14 protein-coding genes and 1 tRNA gene are annotated in these 17,902 nt (G+C 50.1%); 6 read left to right on the top strand and 9 right to left on the bottom strand.

Annotated elements, in window-relative coordinates:
• Window positions 1–13: 13 nt before the first annotated feature.
• The 5 genes from ACB040_RS05755 to ACB040_RS05735 form a co-directional block, all read right to left on the bottom strand.
• The gene (locus ACB040_RS05755; RefSeq protein ID WP_245131229.1) at window positions 14–874 is read right to left on the bottom strand and encodes a TIGR02285 family protein; all 861 of its coding nucleotides are present in this window, start codon (window positions 872–874) and stop codon (window positions 14–16) included.
• Between the two features lie 350 nt (window positions 875–1,224).
• Window positions 1,225–2,550, bottom strand: a complete 1,326-nt coding sequence (locus tag ACB040_RS05750; RefSeq protein ID WP_245131231.1) for a hypothetical protein — start codon at window positions 2,548–2,550, stop codon at window positions 1,225–1,227.
• A 360-nt stretch (window positions 2,551–2,910) separates the two neighbouring features.
• On the bottom strand, window positions 2,911–3,585 hold the full coding sequence (gene gmtX / locus ACB040_RS05745) for a gamma-mobile-trio protein GmtX (protein WP_076575968.1): 675 nt from the start codon (window positions 3,583–3,585) through the stop codon (window positions 2,911–2,913).
• On the bottom strand, window positions 3,582–6,554 hold the full coding sequence (locus ACB040_RS05740) for a VPA1269 family protein (protein ID WP_182927755.1): 2,973 nt from the start codon (window positions 6,552–6,554) through the stop codon (window positions 3,582–3,584). Before ACB040_RS05740 ends, gmtX begins: the two co-directional genes overlap by 4 nt.
• Entirely contained in the window at window positions 6,551–7,951 is a 1,401-nt protein-coding gene (locus ACB040_RS05735) for a tyrosine-type recombinase/integrase (RefSeq protein ID WP_164091218.1), read from the bottom strand. Before ACB040_RS05735 ends, ACB040_RS05740 begins: the two co-directional genes overlap by 4 nt.
• Window positions 7,952–8,321: 370 nt before the next feature.
• Between ACB040_RS05735 and ACB040_RS05730 the strand changes: the two genes are divergently transcribed.
• The 6 genes from ACB040_RS05730 (at window position 8,322) to ACB040_RS05705 (ending at window position 14,417) form a co-directional block, all read left to right on the top strand.
• Window positions 8,322–8,397, top strand: a tRNA-His gene (locus ACB040_RS05730).
• A gap of 312 nt (window positions 8,398–8,709) precedes the next feature.
• Window positions 8,710–9,420, top strand: coding sequence for a two-component system response regulator RstA (gene rstA / locus ACB040_RS05725; protein WP_338771295.1), 711 nt, complete (start codon window positions 8,710–8,712; stop codon window positions 9,418–9,420).
• A gap of 21 nt (window positions 9,421–9,441) precedes the next feature.
• Window positions 9,442–10,767 (top strand): two-component system sensor histidine kinase RstB, encoded by a 1,326-nt coding sequence (gene rstB / locus ACB040_RS05720; RefSeq protein WP_371153492.1) that lies wholly within the window; start codon window positions 9,442–9,444, stop codon window positions 10,765–10,767.
• A gap of 54 nt (window positions 10,768–10,821) precedes the next feature.
• Window positions 10,822–11,004: a hypothetical protein gene (locus tag ACB040_RS05715; protein WP_005337116.1), complete on the top strand. Its 183-nt coding sequence runs from the start codon at window positions 10,822–10,824 to the stop codon at window positions 11,002–11,004.
• A gap of 153 nt (window positions 11,005–11,157) precedes the next feature.
• Complete coding sequence (gene mprF / locus ACB040_RS05710; RefSeq protein ID WP_371153494.1) at window positions 11,158–13,707, top strand: bifunctional lysylphosphatidylglycerol flippase/synthetase MprF; 2,550 nt, start codon at window positions 11,158–11,160, stop codon at window positions 13,705–13,707.
• Window positions 13,708–13,718: 11 nt separating this feature from the next.
• The gene (locus tag ACB040_RS05705; RefSeq protein ID WP_371153496.1) at window positions 13,719–14,417 is read left to right on the top strand and encodes an AcvB/VirJ family lysyl-phosphatidylglycerol hydrolase; all 699 of its coding nucleotides are present in this window, start codon (window positions 13,719–13,721) and stop codon (window positions 14,415–14,417) included.
• A 498-nt stretch (window positions 14,418–14,915) separates the two neighbouring features.
• Here the strand turns inward: ACB040_RS05705 and ACB040_RS05700 are convergent, their stop codons facing one another.
• From ACB040_RS05700 to ACB040_RS05685, 4 genes are all read right to left on the bottom strand, one after another.
• Window positions 14,916–15,734, bottom strand: a complete 819-nt coding sequence (locus ACB040_RS05700) for a tetratricopeptide repeat protein (protein ID WP_371153498.1) — start codon at window positions 15,732–15,734, stop codon at window positions 14,916–14,918.
• A 51-nt stretch (window positions 15,735–15,785) separates the two neighbouring features.
• On the bottom strand, window positions 15,786–16,328 hold the full coding sequence (locus ACB040_RS05695) for a recombinase family protein (RefSeq protein ID WP_371153500.1): 543 nt from the start codon (window positions 16,326–16,328) through the stop codon (window positions 15,786–15,788).
• Window positions 16,329–16,440: 112 nt separating this feature from the next.
• Window positions 16,441–16,578 (bottom strand): hypothetical protein, encoded by a 138-nt coding sequence (locus ACB040_RS05690; protein ID WP_010674054.1) that lies wholly within the window; start codon window positions 16,576–16,578, stop codon window positions 16,441–16,443.
• Window positions 16,579–16,956: 378 nt separating this feature from the next.
• Window positions 16,957–17,895 carry a hypothetical protein gene (locus ACB040_RS05685; RefSeq protein ID WP_371153502.1) on the bottom strand — a complete coding sequence of 313 codons (939 nt, stop codon included), beginning with the start codon at window positions 17,893–17,895 and terminating at the stop codon, window positions 16,957–16,959.
• Between the last annotated feature and the right edge of the window lie 7 nt (window positions 17,896–17,902).

The raw sequence follows: 17,902 nt of genomic DNA, 5'->3' as shown, positions 1-17,902 counted from the left end.
AATCACTATATACCTAACGCATATCATGGTTAGGTAAGTCACGCCACATATAGCCTTCATTAATATATGCTGGATTAGATTTTAACTTTGATAGCGCTTCATTGATATCAGATATAACTCTATAACCCCACTCAGTTTTCGGTGCAGCTACATAAGTTGATATTTCTTTTGGCTGTCCAGCTATCGGAAGAACTTTGAACTTCCCTAGATAAGCCTTTTTATTTAAATCAGATACTGTTGATGAGCCATACCCAAACTTACTTTCTGTGTAATAGATAATTTCCTCTGGGTATGCGATGGTAAAACCATTTACATCTTTTAATAGCATATCCAGGACATTACCCATCGGAGCATTGAGAGAGTAGTTAACTCTCTTATTTGTTTTATCTTTAATTGCGAGGTCAAATTTACTTCCATATGAACGAGATGCTATGAAATAGCCAAGTTTATCCTTCGATTGAATCAACCGAAGCAAATCAACACCGTCTCCATCAATTATATACTGCTTATAAGTGTTAAGCTCACTGGATGGTATGATTACATGTGGTGCAGTTGATAGTGTTTTATGAAAAGTAGAAAATGTTTGATACTTCTCTCTTTCAGGTGTCTTTATCATATTTCCACAAACAACTTTCTGTCCTTGCTCCATCATATGCCGGATCCTGGCGATGTTAGCCCATATGATCACATGGTTATACTGGGGCAATTCAGCTCTGATCATAGCGTCAGTAACATCAACCACACCTCTACCTGAATAGCTACCATCCTTAATATAAAATGGAGGGATATCATATTGAACCCAATGGATTGTCTCTTTTGCAGTTACATCGACAGATATAATAAAAGAGATGAGTATTAGAAGAATCCTTTTCATGGCAATTTCACCTCTCTATTATACTGATATAAACCATAGTGCGGCGATTAGTCAGCAACACTAACATCTTCACAAGAAAATATTGGCATACGTATGCGCTTTCGTAAACCTACTAACGTAGAAATTTCTGGTTTTCTGTATCGTCAAGGATGGTGCTGAACGTTGATACGCCGAACTCTCCCGCTTGTCGCCATACACGGCAGCATGAGGCTTGATTGTTGCTGTCCCATAGAGCCCATAGAGCTTGTACGCTATGTGGCGTGCTCTTGAGATCAAGTGCTGTCAGTCAATGGTTAGATAAAAAATGGTTTTCAGGTGAGAACCACACCTACACAATCAGTATTTGAAAATCATGGAATTTTGATATATGAACTATATTTTCGCCTTAAATCATCAATATCTTTTTTTGCTTTCCTTTCTTTTTCCTCTAGTGCTTTTATCTCATTTGATTTTTCTTTCAACAACTGCTCAAACATTACTTTAGCCAGCTCTCTTGCTTTAATATCAATGATGCTTGCCAAGTCTTTTGATTTTTCTGTTAGAGCCTCTTCTCGTTCTTGCAGCGAGATGAGGCTATCATTTAAATTCTTCTGTATTAGGTCTAAGGAGGCTGAACGCCTACGTATTTCGACTTCACCAGCATCAAGCTGAGCCTCTTTAGCTTTAATTGTTCTATTTATATCATCAACCTGTGAATAAAACTCTGCCTTAAGTTCATCTAAATTAAGAAGGTCACGTAGTAAATCTTGCTTTTGATCAACTTCATCTTGTATATGATATAGACGGTCTTTCAATTCCATTTCAAAGCTTCTGTATTGATCTTCCAATAGGATTATTTTTTCCTGTGCCTCTAAAATAGACAACTCTTTTTCTTTTAATACTCTCTCCCATCTTCTCAGAATTGCGTTAGCCTTGCCTTCTGCATGCCGAGACTGTTGAATTACTCGCTGCATATCACTTAGCTCAGATTGACTCGTATTTTTTATCGCGTTGTATTCTGCATTAAGCCTTTTAACCTCTGCATCATGTTTTGAACTCAATGATGAATACTGATGCTGTAAAGATAATAACTGCTGCCTATTATGGGAGTACATCATTTCGGAGAAGTTGCCAATAGGAGCCACAGACACCCATTTTTTAGGGCATTTTTTAAGATAATCTCTAATCTCTTCTTTTGAGATTATCTCTCCTTTCACACGAAATAGACTAAGGTCAAGTTCAACGCAGGTTGCATTCACCATTTTTAATTCTTTAATTTTTTCTCGACCACAAAAGTGCGTAACTGCAACTTCGATGAGAACCTTCTCTCCCTCGATGAACCCAATAACATCAGGTATAACTCTGCCTTCATAAACCTCACATACCATCTCATCAAAGGCTATATTTTGATGTATTGGATTTATAGTTCCAATAGGCAGTAACAACTGCCTATCCGTTGCTAAAACCTCTTTAGCTAGGATATGTATTTCCGTTTCCGGCTTCCAGGTACAGGCATTCTGTTCGACTGAATTAGGCTCATGAGAGAAATAATGGGCTTTAACTTGCCCCTTCATTGCCCAGACAACGCCCTGACAACCTATGCATATGCAATTGCATGCTTTTCCACTCACAACGTCTTTGACATCAACTATATGGCCGTTGTCGTCAAGAGCACGAGTCATCAGGATTCTTGCCATATCTATTCAACCTATAAATGAATTATGTAATAGAACGCATCATTTTTTTTAGTTCATTTAGATGCTTTCACCACATGAGTAACTACAACATTTTTATGAAAAATCATATAGTTACAGTTAATTACTTTGAACTTCATCAAGTTCCAATTGGATTTTAGAGATATGACCACTCCCCAGGCGAGCTAATTGGGCCCTAGAGGATGGGCAGGGACAGGCAGACCAACAGGGTCATGCAAGCAGAATCCCCTACAGCACGTTGAATGGGCTCTGGAATTGATACCAAAGGAAGGGCGCACGAAAGTAGCGTAAACAAGACACCGATTTTAGGTCGGTGTCTTGTGATAATTAGAACCTCACAAGTCATTTCTGCTTATAGTCTAAATCTTGACTGTCCAGAATTGCTTCCAACGCCTCTGCTAATCCTGGATCTGAAAGTACTGTTCCTGCTGGAATCGGCCGCTTAGCTATCAGACACCCATCATTGTTGAAAGACAAACTCGGGTTAGATTGATTGAGCAGGTTTGAGATAACTTCCCGATTCAACTCACTCAATATTGTTGCTACCAAATTAGTAGTCCCTATCTCCATAGATACAACTGGTAATTTCTCGATGTTTCTCAATGCGTCATTTTGAGCCTTTAGCGAACGGACTTGGCCAATGAATATCATCATTTTATGCTGAAGAACTGGATCACTAATTTTTGCTAAATCTTGTTCATCAATTTGGATTACTCCATTATCAATTGTCTCAGTAATCTTAACCTTCTTCGCCGCCAGAACCTCTATCCAAGCATCGATTAAAATGGGATAAGGATTTTGGCCATTACGTTTGTTGTAAATAGTTCTAGTCGAGATCTTATACCCTTGTGTTCCTAATATTTTTACTACAGATGCGGCAGAAGGCGTTGAACCCTGTTTTACCAGCTTTGCACAAACCTCATGGATATTCGCAAGCATTTTCCTTTGGTCTGCTTTTCTATTTTTTGATAATTCCTGATACAAATCCTCTACTTGGCTAATTGTTACGGGTGTCATTGATCATTTTCCTTGTGCAAAATCTGACTAGATAACTGTAGTCTTGCCATTTCACGCGGCATACTAGGGGTAAAGCCAAGCTCTTCTAGGGTCACACTACCTGATTGCAATGCTACTATCTCCTCTCCTGTGGCTCTAGTTACAAGCAGTTTTGCCAGGCTATCTGCGACTCTCCGTTTTTCATCTATTGTCAGCGGTAGCATCATGAGCGGCTTATATCCGTTGTTTAGAAGGATAATATTCATCACCTCATCACGTTCTCGCTCATAGTTTTCATCACGGTCATTGATATAAATTCTGCTAGCCTGAACAACGAGATCTAGTGTTTTGAAATTGCTAGGTGACTCAGCATATTCTATATCGAAGTGGCTTTGTGAGTGCACAACAAGATCAATCCCCCCTTCAGGACTTCCATCTGGTATCTGACGAATTTTACTGATGAGATTATGAGTCGCATGAAGCGAACGGATCAGAGTATCTGTTTCATTACTAAGGCGCTCAATTATTGAGTGTAATTTGTTAATATCAGTCCTCAATTTTGCATCAGGCTTTTCTCCAGCCTTCACGGCGGTTCTCAAATTAACCTGAAGTTTATTCACATTTTCGGTGGCATCTTGAGTTGCCTTTATCTTTTTCTCTATCTCAAGTAGTAATTTGTTTCCGTGTACTATCAACTCCATTTTCCAAGGAGAACCGGTAATGAAATGACGGCAATTAATACAGTCTTTATCTGAAACCGCTCCATAAGTATTAGTTTTCCCATTTTTACGAATAACTTCTCCACCATCGTAACACCTCGTACCACCGTATGGGCAAATTCCTAGATGGGTTGCATTCCAAATACCGACAATGGCAGTACAATTTCTGCTTAATGCGATTGCAGCATCTTCACTATTGTATGCTGCATATTTTTTCACCTCATCCCACGAAGAACTCTTAATCCACCGAGCAAAGTCTTCCTGTTCCCTTAGCAGGATATTGTGACTGGCCTCATTCAGTATTTCTGTGACGTGAGCTACCGAATGTTTTATGTAATAGAGGGTCATGGTCAAGCTTTTGTGCCCAGCAACAAGCTTACTAAGCACATCAATTGGAACCCCTTGTTCTGCCAGTGAGGTTAGTCCCGCAACCCTTAATCCGTGAGGTGTAAAGAATACTAATTGGGGTTGTCCAACCTCATTCCAATTAAGAACAAGTTGGATATCCAGTCCCTCTTCATTAAGCTGTTTTTCCAGTTCAGCCATTGCCAGATTCCAATACTGAACTAGAGAACGCTCAGTTGGAGGGACCATGCTAGTTGCAGCACTTCGTTTCGAGTTTATGCCCGAACGGAAAAGATAAAAACGGTCAGGAATACTATCTGCGATAGCCTGATTGGCTGTTTGAGGAAATACAGAATCTGGAATTTCTCTGGCAGAGACAGGATTGTAACACGGATTATACTTTTCCTGCCATGCTCTTAACTCTGTTGCCAGACGGATTATTTCGGGATGCTTCCAAGGAATTTCATAACCAGAGAATTCACTAAACCCCACATCTTTGTCTGCTGTTTTATTGGAGTTTATGTAAAGAACCAGATTCTGGTCACTTTCTTCAAATGAGCGAGATTCTCTCAGTAAACCACGGTCATAAACTCTAGCTTTAGGATCGTTTTTCCAAAAATTAGCGGTACTTGATTTATTTGCAATCCATTTATTTAACTCTGGTGAGAATTGCTTAGTATCGCCCTCTCCAGAATCACACCGTAGCAACTGGATACGCCGAACTGGAATTTCTAACATCATCAGGTAGATATATGTAACTGAAGGTAACCAGAGAGGCTCACCTAGTTCGTTTGTTAAATGGTCACTATATTCACTACTTAATGTTTTTGGCCATGCATAATCTTCTCCTGAGAGCAAATCCCTTAACCTCATTCTAAGCCATAATGGCATAACCTCCTTGGTAGAAGATCCTGGCACATCCAAATCACTTTTATGCGAATTAAAAAAAGATTTAAGTGCTTGCGGACGAACTAATGGGTATGCGGCAGAAAATTTATCACCATTTTCTTCGGTGTCAGATAAATAGGTTTCGATAAACCAGTTGGAAAAGTTCGTGTTGTATCTTACAAAATCGCAGAGAGCGGCCTCACTGGAAAATAACTTTTCATGAAACTTTGCTTCCGACCATGCTATGAAATCTACGGGTGGTTGTGAGCTAAAGAACTCTTCTGGCGATGGTATTTGGGTGCCAAAATAGACATCTTCCAAGAAGATACGAAATCGATGAAATGCAGTATGATAAGTTTTTAGCGTAAAGTTACGAGTTGATTCTATATAGTGGTTCCAACGCTCAACCCATGAAACAAGATGCTCAGGCGGCTTAGCCAGAAGATCCTCGCCTTTGTTGACTTTATCTGAGCGTTTTACGTGAATCGCCTTAGAGAAGTTATACCCTTCTACCATTAAAGTTAGTAGTTGAGCTACCCCCTTTAAACCTGCTTTATCATGAATGCTTAGATCATTAATATACCGGTCCCCGTCGGCGGTTCTTATAGGAGCTAAAAACTCCTCCCAGTCCTCCATAGTGACGTCATTAAGGTATTCCCTTTCCATCAGAAAAAGAAGTTCACTCGCAGCAGTGATAATATTATTGACGAGAGTGGCTCTTGCTTGCTCACTTTTTGGGCTATTAGCAACCCCATGAGAGGCTATATCCTTTTCAAGCCTATCTACTATTGACTTTGGGACAAGTAGCCTTCTTAAATTTTTGGGCATGTACGACTGCCCATATCTAGCGTAAAAAAATTCAGACGTTACCATCCATTTACACGTTTTGTAGTTTTTTATCAAACGCTCAAACGCATTTTCAACCTCTCTTGAAACCTTGGATGCAGCAAAAGGAGAAATGATCATCACAGATAGGGTTATTTCATCATTTTGTTCAATTGCGTTGCCATTTCTTACACTGATACCGCGCAATTTCATTTGACCATTCCTATATTGTTTAGTTGTGAGCTAAGTGTGTAACTGGCCAAGATCTTCTGAACCTTATCTGGTGGTAGTTTTTTGTATACTTCTTGAGCATCAATGGTTCGATGGTGCATTACATCCTTAATTATCTGGGGCTCAACTCCAGCTTCGGCCATTACATGTCCAACGTGGTGCCGTAACGCATGCGGATTGAGTCCATAATCTCGACCACGCGGCAACTTCCGCCCAAGTTTTTTCTCCAACCGCCCTAGAGCCCTCTCAAAAGATTTATCGAATGCAGCCATTGAGTAAGGAGCACCTCGATAGCTGATGCCTGCCCCACGATCTTCACCATTAGATACAAATAAAAATGGATGTTCTGTTCCGTGATTAGCCTTGTAACTCTTCATTAGTGAAGGACGATAGCGGTTCATGTAGAGCAAATACATTTCCCAAAACAGGAACGAGTACGACTCATGTATGAAATAAACAGGCGCTGACAGCGTTTTTTTATCTACGGCCAGAGATTTCCAAGTAGCATGGTGACTTCTGCTAGCACCACTCCGATTTCTAGGTAACATTTTCCTCTGAGCTAGGTACTGCTCTCTGGTTTGTTTGTTGCCTCTAAAACCTGTTTGTGAGCCTGAGGGATGAAATAAGGTTACTGCGCACCCTCTAGCAGGTTCAGGCACGACATCATTAAACCAGAGATGAAATGGTTCCCCTTTTCTAAGCCCACCGCCTGCAAGCAATATAGTGATCATTTTGGCCGTGATGTCCTCTCGTTCAAATGGATCAGTTGCATGAGGATCACGAATAAAGCCATGTGTTATTAGCTGAGGAATTAGCTCTGAAGGGAAGTTGTTGACAGTTCGAATGTTACCTATCGACTCTCGTGGATCATTACCCAATTCCATACCAAAAAACTTCCTCGCCTTATCCAACCCTTCCGCCAGCATGTTGACGTCCTTGGTGTGATATAGCATGGATTTACTGGCTATTATTTTACTAGCCGTCAGCAGCCTCCTTAGGCTAGGTGGGACTTCTTCTAAATACCGAAGGAAAACCGGATCCTCTTTCCTGCTGGTTTCATCTTTCCAAGCGATAAACCTAGTTATGCTAGAGCACATCTTTTTTTGCACAGAAACCGAACCAGGGGCCCAATAAAGACCTGTCTTGTCTTGATAGGTCTCGGGATCAATAGTGCCATGGCAAAGGGACAGCGAGAACCGCCGGAAAAGCTCTTGTCTTGATAGACCTAAATCGGCGACAGCAACGGAGAAATCATATAGCAGGCCCAGCGCTCTAGACGTTTGTCTGGCCCACGACAAGCTAGTATTTGGGCGAGCTTTGAAGTACTCAACAAGAGGCCAGAAAACAGACAGCCCGTTTGGAGTAATCAAGTATAACATTGGTAGCTTCATGGTTGAGACATCAGCCAACTTCTGGATGATCACAACATGAGACCTACCTATTGGAGAATTCTCACCCAACCTCAAAGCAACACTCCTTTAACATGACGTTCCATGTGTTAACTTAATGGTAAGATCTAATAGGGGGTTGGTCAAATCAATAAGCTATAAAATTTTGTTGATTTATGCGACTTATCAGCCTATCATCCGCACCATAAAGCGCTTAGTAGTAACTTGTGGTAACCTAAGTAAAGGGGTTAGAAGAGCAACGGCCTTCTAAGCCGTGGGTCGCAGGTTCGAATCCTGCAGGGCGCGCCATTAATGCTCCCCTTTCCTTTTGGATTGGCGAGCGTTGATGAAAATTTCAGTGGTGGCTGTAGCTCAGTTGGTAGAGTCCCGGATTGTGATTCCGGTTGTCGTGGGTTCGAGCCCCATCAGCCACCCCATTATTCTGTCGATAATCGCCGCAAGGTGATGTCCATCGACTTTGTGCAGTGACCTTCTAGTCTGCTCCGCGAAAAACCGGCCTTGGCCGGTTTTTTGTTTTGCGCTCGACTGTGCCATGCCTTGTCTGCAAGGCCATCCTCCAGACCGATAAACGCGGCTCTGCCCATTTGTCACGATGTGCGCCTCCCCATCGATACACACAGCCACACTTCCCCACGCACCAGCCTGCCCGGTTCTTTTTCTGTATTTCCCAAGCGCCATTGATATGCTGATCGCTCTTCTTCTCTCCTGCTTTCCGTTGGAGCTTTTCTATGCAACGCATTCTTTTTGTCGAAGATGATCCCGAGATTGGCCAGCTCATCAGCAGTTGGCTCGGTCGCCACGATATGGACGTGATCCTCGAGCCCAGAGGGGATATGGCGCTGGCTCGGGTCGAGACCGAACAGCCCGATCTGGTGCTGCTCGATATCATGTTGCCGGGGCAGGATGGCATCTCCCTCTGTCGGGATCTGCGGCCGCGCTTCGACGGCCCCATCGTAATGCTCACCTCGCTGGATAGCGACATGAACCAGATCCTTAGTCTGGAGCTGGGCGCCAACGACTACATCCTTAAAACCACCCCCCCCCCCGTGCTGCTGGCCCGACTTCGGGTGCAGTTTCGCCAGCACCCGCAAGCATCAACCCAACCGGCAGCCACCAGTAGCGTTCCCCAGCAGCTGCAATTTGGTCGGCTGCGGGTAGATGGCCCGGGACGAGATGTGCGCCTCGATGGCGAGAGCATTGCCCTCTCGACCGCCGACTTTGATCTGCTGTGGGAGCTCGCCTGCCACGCGGGCCAAATCTTGAGTAGGGAAGCCCTCTTTCGCAGCTTGCGCGGCCGGGAGTATGACGGCCAAGATCGCAGCATGGATGTGGCCATCTCCCGCCTGCGCCGCAAACTGGGTGATAACCCCGACAACCCGACCCGGATCAAGACGGTGCGCCAGAAAGGCTACCTCTTCGTCCCCCACGCCTGGGAATAACCCTCTTTCGGGAGCACCGCCATGCGCCGCCTCTTTATCCAGTTCTATCTGTTGCTGATCGGCTGCTTCACCCTGGCCATCCTGCTGGTTGGCGTGGTCTATCAGGTGACCGCCGAACGGGCGGGTGATCGCTATCTCGAACGCATGATGCAGGGCACTCTTGGCCTGTTGACCGGCGAGTTGGCAAGAACCCCGCCAGAGCGCAGGCCCGCTCGACTGGCCGAGCAGAGCAGTCAGTTTACCCTCCCCCTCAAGATCGGCGAGCTGGTGCGCCAGCCCCTGACCAGCGAGGATCAGGCCTTTCTGGCTGCCGGCAACATTGTCATCGTCGAGGAGGATGACACCTTCCTGCAGCGCATCCCCGATACCGACCGGGTGCTGATTGTCGGCCCTGTACCCTACCTCTCCTACCTGCACGAGCTGCACTGGGTCGATGTGGGGCTGCTGCTGGTGATCGGCCTATCCCTCGGCCTGCCCATTCTGCTCTGGTTGCGTCCCCACTGGCACGGATTGCAGCAGTTGGAGCAAACCGCACGTCGCGTAGGCGATGGGGATCTCTCCTGCCGAACCAATCTGCCACCGGGCAGCAGTCTGGCCCGGGTGGGACGCACCTTCGATCAAATGGCGACCCAATTGCAGGCCATGATTGCCAGCCGCAAGCAGCTGACCGATGCCATCGCCCACGAGTTGCGCACCCCGTTAGTCCGGTTGCGCTATCGGCTTGCCATGCTCGATCCTGCCCCTGCCGAGCAGGAGCAGCAGGCGCTGGAGCGAGACCTGGGAGCGCTGGACGCCCTGATCGAAGAGATGCTCACTTACGCCAAGCTGGATAGACCCGAACTGCCGCTGCAGCAAGACGAGCTGGAGCTCAGCCACTGGGCACAAGCGCATCTCGGCGACTGGAAAGCGCTGGCACCCGAGAAGAGGCTCACCCTCGATTTGCCGCCACGCCACATGCCCTGGTGCGGCGATCAGCGTCTGCTGACGCGCGCGGTGGAGAACCTCATCGGCAATGCCCTGCGCTACGCCGAGAGCGAGGTTACCCTCTCCATCTCGCGGCTGCAGGAAAACTATCTGCTGGAGGTTAGCGATGATGGGCCGGGGATCGATCCCGCGCTGGCGCCCCAGATCTTCGAGCCGTTCGTACGCCTTGATCAGAGCCGGGATCGTCGCACCGGCGGCACCGGACTGGGGCTGGCCATCGTGCGCAGCATTGCCCGTCATCACGGGGGGGATGTGGCGTTGCTGGCCAGTGACCACGGCGCCCGCTTCTGCCTCACCCTGCCTGTACATTTGGATACAAACCGTCACCAACCGCTCACTGAAGGGCCGCTGCAACCGTCATAGGATGACTGTCATGGAGAACGCTCCATAACATCAACCCGAATAAGGAAATTGAACATGAAAAAGATCATTCCTCTGACCCTGGCAGCCGTCTTCGCCCTCACTTCCGGTTTCACCATGGCGGCCACCCCGACCAAGACAGCCACACCGCAGGCTACCCAGACCAAGGTGGTGAAAAAACACCATAAAGCCACCCACGCCAAGACCCCTGCCGTCAAAGTCGCGCCGAAAACCAAGTGATCCAACCGGTCACTGGATAACACAGAGGGAGGCTGACGCCTCCCTTTCCATCTCTTCCCGAAATTTTCCTGACGAGCGCCTCCCTCGTCCAAACCGGATCCACGACCCGGCTCCCCCTTTGCGGGAAACGGTCAATGACCACAGGAACATGGCATGTGGCGTCATCTGCTTAAATGGCTCGGCCCCTTGTGCAGCTTGCTGCTGCTCGGCACCGCACTGACCGTGCTGTATCACCTGACCCAGGCATGGCACTGGCACGATATTCGTGTGGCCATCTGGTCCCAACCCCTGCCGCGACTAGCGGGCGCCCTGTTGCTGACCCTGCTCAGTTATGGTTGCCTCTGCAGCTATGACATGCTGGCGCTCCATGCGCTGGGCAAGCGCCTTCCCTGGCAGCAGGTCAGCATCACCTCCTTTATCGCCTACACCTTCTCCAACACCCTGGGATTTGCCCTGCTGACCGGCACCTCGGTACGCTATCGCCTTTACTCCGCACTGGGGCTCGCCACCGGAGAAGTGGCCCGCGTGGTGCTGTTCTGCTCCATCACCTTCTTCCTCGGCCTGCTGGCGTGGGGAGGTGGCGCCCTACTGACCTGCGATGTATCACAGTTGCTGCCTGACTGGCCGCAATGGGCAGATACCCTGCTCAAGCTGGCGGGCATGATGGCTCTGCTGTTGGTGGCCTGCTACCTCTGCTGGCCCACACACCGTCTCTCCTGGCGCGAACACAGCCTGATCCTGCCCGGCTTCAAGGTTCGTCTGTTGCAACTGTTGGTCGCGCTGGCCGACTGGATGGCCGCCGCCGCAGTGCTGTTTGTGCTGTTGCCTGCAGATAGCGTCCCCTACCCCGTTCTGCTCAGTGCCTTCGTGCTGGCCAGCTTCCTCGGGGTACTGGCCCACGTGCCGGGCGGGATCGGCGTGTTCGAAGCGAGCATGAGCCTGCTGCTGGCCCACTACCTGCCGGCCGACAAGCTGCTCGCCTCGCTGCTGCTCTATCGCTGCATCTACTACCTGCTTCCCTTTCTCTGTGCCCTGCTGCTCTTTGCGAGTCAGGAGATGCTGCAACAAAAAGCGCGCTGGCAGCGGCTACAGGGGCTGATGAGCGCGGTGCGCGAATTTCTGCCTGCCCTTATCAGCATGGGCACCTTCGCCGCCGGCAGCCTGCTGCTCTGCTCGGGGATGATCCCGACCATGCGCAGCCACATCGAGGTGTGGCTGCAGGTGTTGCCGCTCCATCTGCTGGAGCTCTCCCACGTGCTCGGCAGCGTGAGCGGTATCCTCCTGATCCTGCTGGCGCGCAGCCTCTATCGCCGTCACGACGCCGCGTTTCGCATCACCCAGCTGCTGCTGGCTCTGGGTATCGCCTTCTCCCTGCTCAAGGGCGGTGACTGGGAGTCTGCCCTGCTGCTCGGCAGCGTCCTGCTCATCATGACCCCCTGCCGTTCTCTCTTCTATCGCAAGGGGTCGCTGCTCTATCCCCAGTACACCCCGGGCTGGCTCATCTCGGTCGGCGCCGTGCTGCTGGGGGCGCTGTGGCTGCTGCTCTTCTCCTACCGTCAGGTGGAGTATGACCAGGCCCTCTGGTTCCACTTCTCGCCCCATGGCGGGGCGGCCCGCGGCCTGCGCGCCATGGGGAGCGTGGTGACCGTGCTGGCCGTGGCCGGGGTTGCCCAGTTGCTTGCGCCGCTGCGCGTAGTCGGTGAAAAACCGGACAAGGAGACGCTGGCGCGCGCCCACGAGCTGGTGGTGCGCGAAGGGGGGATCCACGGCTATCTGGCCCAGTTGCAGGACAAGTCCCTGCTGTTCCACCCGGCCGGCGACGCCTTCCTGATGTATGGCATCGAGGGCAACAGCTGGATTGTAATGGGGGATCCGGTCGGTCGCCCCGAGCAGATCGAAGAGCTGCTCTGGCAATTTCGCGAGCGCTGCGACGAGCACGACGCCAACCCGGTCTTTTATCAGGTGTCGGCCCGCTATCTTCCGCTCTATCTGGAGCTGGGGCTGATCCCCTTCAAGCTCGGTGAAGAGGCGATGGTCGATCTGGCTACCTTCGATCTGGCGGGCAGCCGGCTGCGCAACCTGCGCCAGAGTCACGCCAAGGGCAAACGGGAAGGGTTGACCTTCGAGGTGGTCGAGGCCAGTGCCGTAGCCCCCCTGCTGCCCAGATTGCAGACCGTCTCCGATACCTGGCTGCAGAGCAAGATGGGCAAGGAGAAGGGCTTCTCGGTCGGCCGTTTCGAGCCTGACTACCTGACTTTAAGCCCGGCTGCGCTGGTGTGGCACGAGGGGCAGATCGTCGGCTTTGCCAATCTCTGGGTGAGCGACAACAAGGAGACCCTCTCAATCGATCTGATGCGCTACAGCCTGGATACCGGCACCGCCCCCATCATGGATTTTCTCTTTGTCGAACTGCTGCTGTGGGGCAAGGCGCAAGGGTACGCCAGCTTCAATCTGGGGATGGCCCCCATGTCCGGCTTCAACGATCACCCGCTCAACAGCTACTGGGCCCGCCTTGGCAATACCCTGTTTGTGCGTGGCAGCCGTTTTTACAACTTTCAGGGGCTCAGACGCTACAAGGAGAAATTTTCGCCCCGCTGGGAACCCCGCTACCTGCTCTGCAGCAGCAAGCTGGTACTGCCCAGAACTCTGACTCACCTGATCACCCTGATTAGCCGCGGCTCGCTGGGGCTGATCAAGAAATAGGAGCATGGCCAATGAGAGCCTTGATATTGCTGTTACTCAGTTTCGTACTGCCCGTTTCGTCGTTTGCGGCGCACGCCGCCCAAGTCAAGGATGACCTGAGCCTGATTGAGCTGCCGGTCAAGCAGCCATCCGACGCCCCCATGGTGATCTTTCTCAGCGGCGATGGTGGCTGGGCGGCCCTCGACAAGGGGCTGAGCGCCCAGTTTCAGCTGCACGGCATGCCGGTCGTGGGCTGGAGCTCCCTGACCTACTACTGGAAGAAGAAAACCCCGGAGCAGGTGACCGCCGATCTGGAGCGGATCCTCGATGATTACCAGACTCGCTGGCAGCGCCCCCGCTGGCTGCTGGTCGGCTTCTCGTTTGGTGCCGAGATTGTCCCCTTCGTCATCAACCGGTTGCCGGAGCACTATCGTCAGGGGCTGGTCGGGGCCGTGATGCTCTCCCCCTCAACCAGCTCGGACTTCGAGGTCCACGTCAGCGACATGCTGACCCACAAGGCGCGCAGCTACCCGACCGAGCCGCAGGTGAAGACCATCCGCGACCTGCCGATGCTCTGCCTGCAAGGAGCCGATGACGATGACGGCGACCGCCTCTGCCCCCGCCTCAACCAACCCAATGTCACCAGCATCACCCTACCGGGAGGACACCATTTTGACGATAACTACCCCCAGCTCTATCAGGCCATCACCAAGCAGCTGAACGTGCCCTGAATCAGCAGCCTGTAGAGCATTAACCGGTATCACCACGGAATGCCTTTTAAGTACCGAGCAGGGCAAATCAGCGAGCAATAAAAAGGGCCTCTCTTGCGAGAGGCCCTTTAACTGAATTCGACAGCAAGTTTGACAGGATTAGGCTTGGGTTCGGCAACAAGATCACTGCGGCTGTTCACTCCAATTGGCCAATCGGCTCAGCCAGATGCTGGGCTATCAACAATGAGGATTTGCAGTCCTATGCTGACAACTGCTCGGGATTGCGCCATAAAACAAAAGCCCCGATGTTTCCATCAGGGCTTTGCAATGTGGCGGTGAGGGAGGGATTCGAACCCTCGATACTATCCACGATTATGTAAACCACTGATTTCATTGCGATGCAATGACTTGTAACATTGCCGATTGTACCACTAGTTTGTACCACTAGACGCATTAGATCACTTACTGCTAAACCCAATGCAATCCATTAACTCAGGGCCTCAAGTTAGCTACTACGACTCAATTTTTGGGCTGATACTCTTGAAAATATCGTTCTGCTAAAGCTTCAGCCTTGCCTAATTCTTGTTTGTTGAGTTTTTTTTCATGCTCATGGAGCATATGACTACTTACAGAGTCACCATTTGCTGACGCTGTCAATAACCAAGCATACCCTTCAACTAAATTATTCTCACCTAGCAAATAGTAACTAACAGCACGTTGTGCCTGGGCATGACCTTGCTCAGCAGCTTTCCGCCCCCAAGCATAGGCTTGCGTTTTACTCCGAGGAATTCCGTGCCCGTAGTAATACATATTGCTGAGTGCAAATTGAGCATCAATATGGCCTTGTTCAGCGGCCTTTCTATACCACATAACAGCTTGCTTATCATCAACTTGAACAAAAGCCGATGGAGCTTGTTCGGTTAACGGGCCAAGGTCCATCAGAGGAGCTTGATACAAACGTCCCAGTTGATATTGAGCTTGGGCATACCCTTGATCTGCTGCTTTAATGATCAGCTCCACACTCTTCTTTTCATCCTGAGGTATCCCTTTACCTAAAGCATACATCCTAGCAAGCTCATACTGAGCTAGTGCATAGCCTTGGTTTGCGGCGTTACGATACCACTTCACAGCTTGCTTATCGTCTTGGCTTACCCCTTGCCCTTGTTCATACATCCAGCCTAGTGCGTATTGCCCATCAGCTTCCCCTTGCTTGGCTGACTCTTGAATTCGTTGAGCCATTGCGGCATCAATTTCAGTCCCTGTCGCCTCAGTAACCCCGCTCAGAGCTATGCTGACCACTATTAGTAGAGCTGTTAATAATCCCTTTTGGGAGAACATAGAGTTTCCTTTGAACAATGTTTCTAAACATAAACTTGGCGATGGTGGTCGTTACCTCTGACCAACTATTCGATGGACACTCGACACGCTGATACCCAACCGCTTTGCCACTGATGCTTTAGCGATGCCTTGCGATAGAAGATGCAGCACTTCGTCCCGCTTCTCCATCGCTGTCGGCTTGCGGCCTTTGTAGACCCCTTTGGCCTTTGCCAAGGCGATCCCTTCCGCCTGACGCTCCAGCATGATTTCCCGCTCGAACGTGGCGATGGCTCCGATCATCGTCAGCATCAGCTTGCCTGTCGGAGTGGCCGTGTCGATGCCCAGATTCTGGATCTGTAATGTTACCCCTTTGGCGTGTAGCTGGTCTGTGATCTCCAGCAAGTGCCGGGTGTTCCGGGCCAGACGATCCAATTTGGTCACCTTTAGCACGTCTCCAGAGCGGGCAAATTCGAGCATTGCCTGTAGTTGCGGCCTATCCGTCTTGCTACCGCTGACCTGCTCATGAAAAACTTTTTCACAATCCGCCAGAGCTATCAGTTGCTGCTCCAGCGATTGCCCCGTGGTCGAGACACGGGCATATCCGATGATTGCCATGATGGCCTCCCAATAGGCTCAGGACCCTGCAAGAAAAACGTGTCAAAACTCGAAAACCAACCCGTGTGACAGGGGTTGCCGGGGGGCTTCCGGTCTGTCACACGGGCATGGTCTATTGAGCGTCCGGCTCCTTCGGCGGAGGCGGCGGTGTCTGCATCGAGTTGACGGCTTCCTTAATGAGGACGCCCAAGGCTGCCAGCAGTGCTGCCTCCAACGCTTTCAGTAACGGGTTTCCTTGCTGCTCATTCATACGCCTGCTCCTTGCTGGATGGTTCCCGACAAGGTGCCAGATGTGATGTATTCCATGGGATTCTCCTATGGTGTTGGTCTCATCTGGCTTATACCGGCGTTTGGTCTGAATGTTGCCTGCTCGTTTTCCTTGTGCTGGTGGGGTTTGGGATTGTTTTTGCCGGGCAATCAACCGGGCAAGATCGTTGCAATCTTCTCGGAATCTCTCCTTCGGGTGGCTGGTATGCTCCCCCCTCGGTGCAGTAAATAGATAAGTGTCTGAGTAACTAAACGGGTATATATATCGGGTTGGAACAGCTGGAACACCAGACACATGCCGCCGAAAAGCCCATGAATACGCTGCTGGATGTGTCGATGAGACTCAAATCGACCAGACACATTACCCCAAAATGTGTCGATTAGCAGTCACTCGCGGCGGGGTCAGACGGTGATAGGCCAGATTACCGCTATGCCTCTGGCTCAACCGCCAGCCAAGTCGCTCTGCTATCGCTTTAAGGTCTCGCCCCGGCTGAGCTGGATATCGCAGATACCCGGCAGGATCACAGGTATAAGCACTCTGGGCAGACTCCCGTGTGATGTCGAAATGTCGGCTATCGCCCGGCTCTGCCATCGTCCCCAGCAGCCCTTGCAGGTACTCCTCCACGCTTAGGATGCGTCCCTGAGTCCGGCAAATGGTAGCCCACAGCTCTTGCTCCTCATGGCGAATCCTGAGCGGTCTGATGCCCGTCTGCTGCTCGATGTAGGCATCACGCAGGTGGTCTGCTTGGCGGTTCGCTGGCTCCAGATGATAGGCCTCGTCAAACTCCAGCAAGTACGCCTCCTGCCGAATCGGTGTGTCAAAATACTTTCCGTCCGGGTCGAACCACTGCAAATCGACTCGGAAATCTATTCGGTAAGGGTCGCAGTCGAACTGCGGGATCACCTCCATTCGCAAACCCGGTTGCTGCATTTGAAAGTAAGTAACCAGCGGGGCCAAGTATTCCACATAAAATGCAGCCTCATGGCGACTTTGCCTTTCATCGTGTGGTAACTCCAGCCCGGTAAGCTGCTCGATCTCCGCTATTAGCCTCAGGTTTAAGTGAGAGCTAGGGCCATAGGTCAACACGGCCAAGGCTTGTAAGGGAGTCCACGTCCCTAATCCATTATCCGGTTCGGGAACTTCCGGCAGGTCGAGCCCCTGCACCTGCCGGATGTTGGCGATTGCCCGCCTGACGTACTGACTGTACCGCCCATTGAAGCCAGGTATCTGCGAGAGCGTTCCCCGTGGACTAATGAGGCCTAGTGAGGGGTGGCCGATGAAGAGTTGACTGATATCCAATGCGGCC

This window comes from Aeromonas sp. S11(2024) (assembly GCF_041402345.1).
In the GTDB taxonomy this organism is placed as follows: domain Bacteria; phylum Pseudomonadota; class Gammaproteobacteria; order Enterobacterales; family Aeromonadaceae; genus Aeromonas; species Aeromonas veronii.
This window is presented reverse-complemented; position numbering and strand designations above follow the sequence as displayed.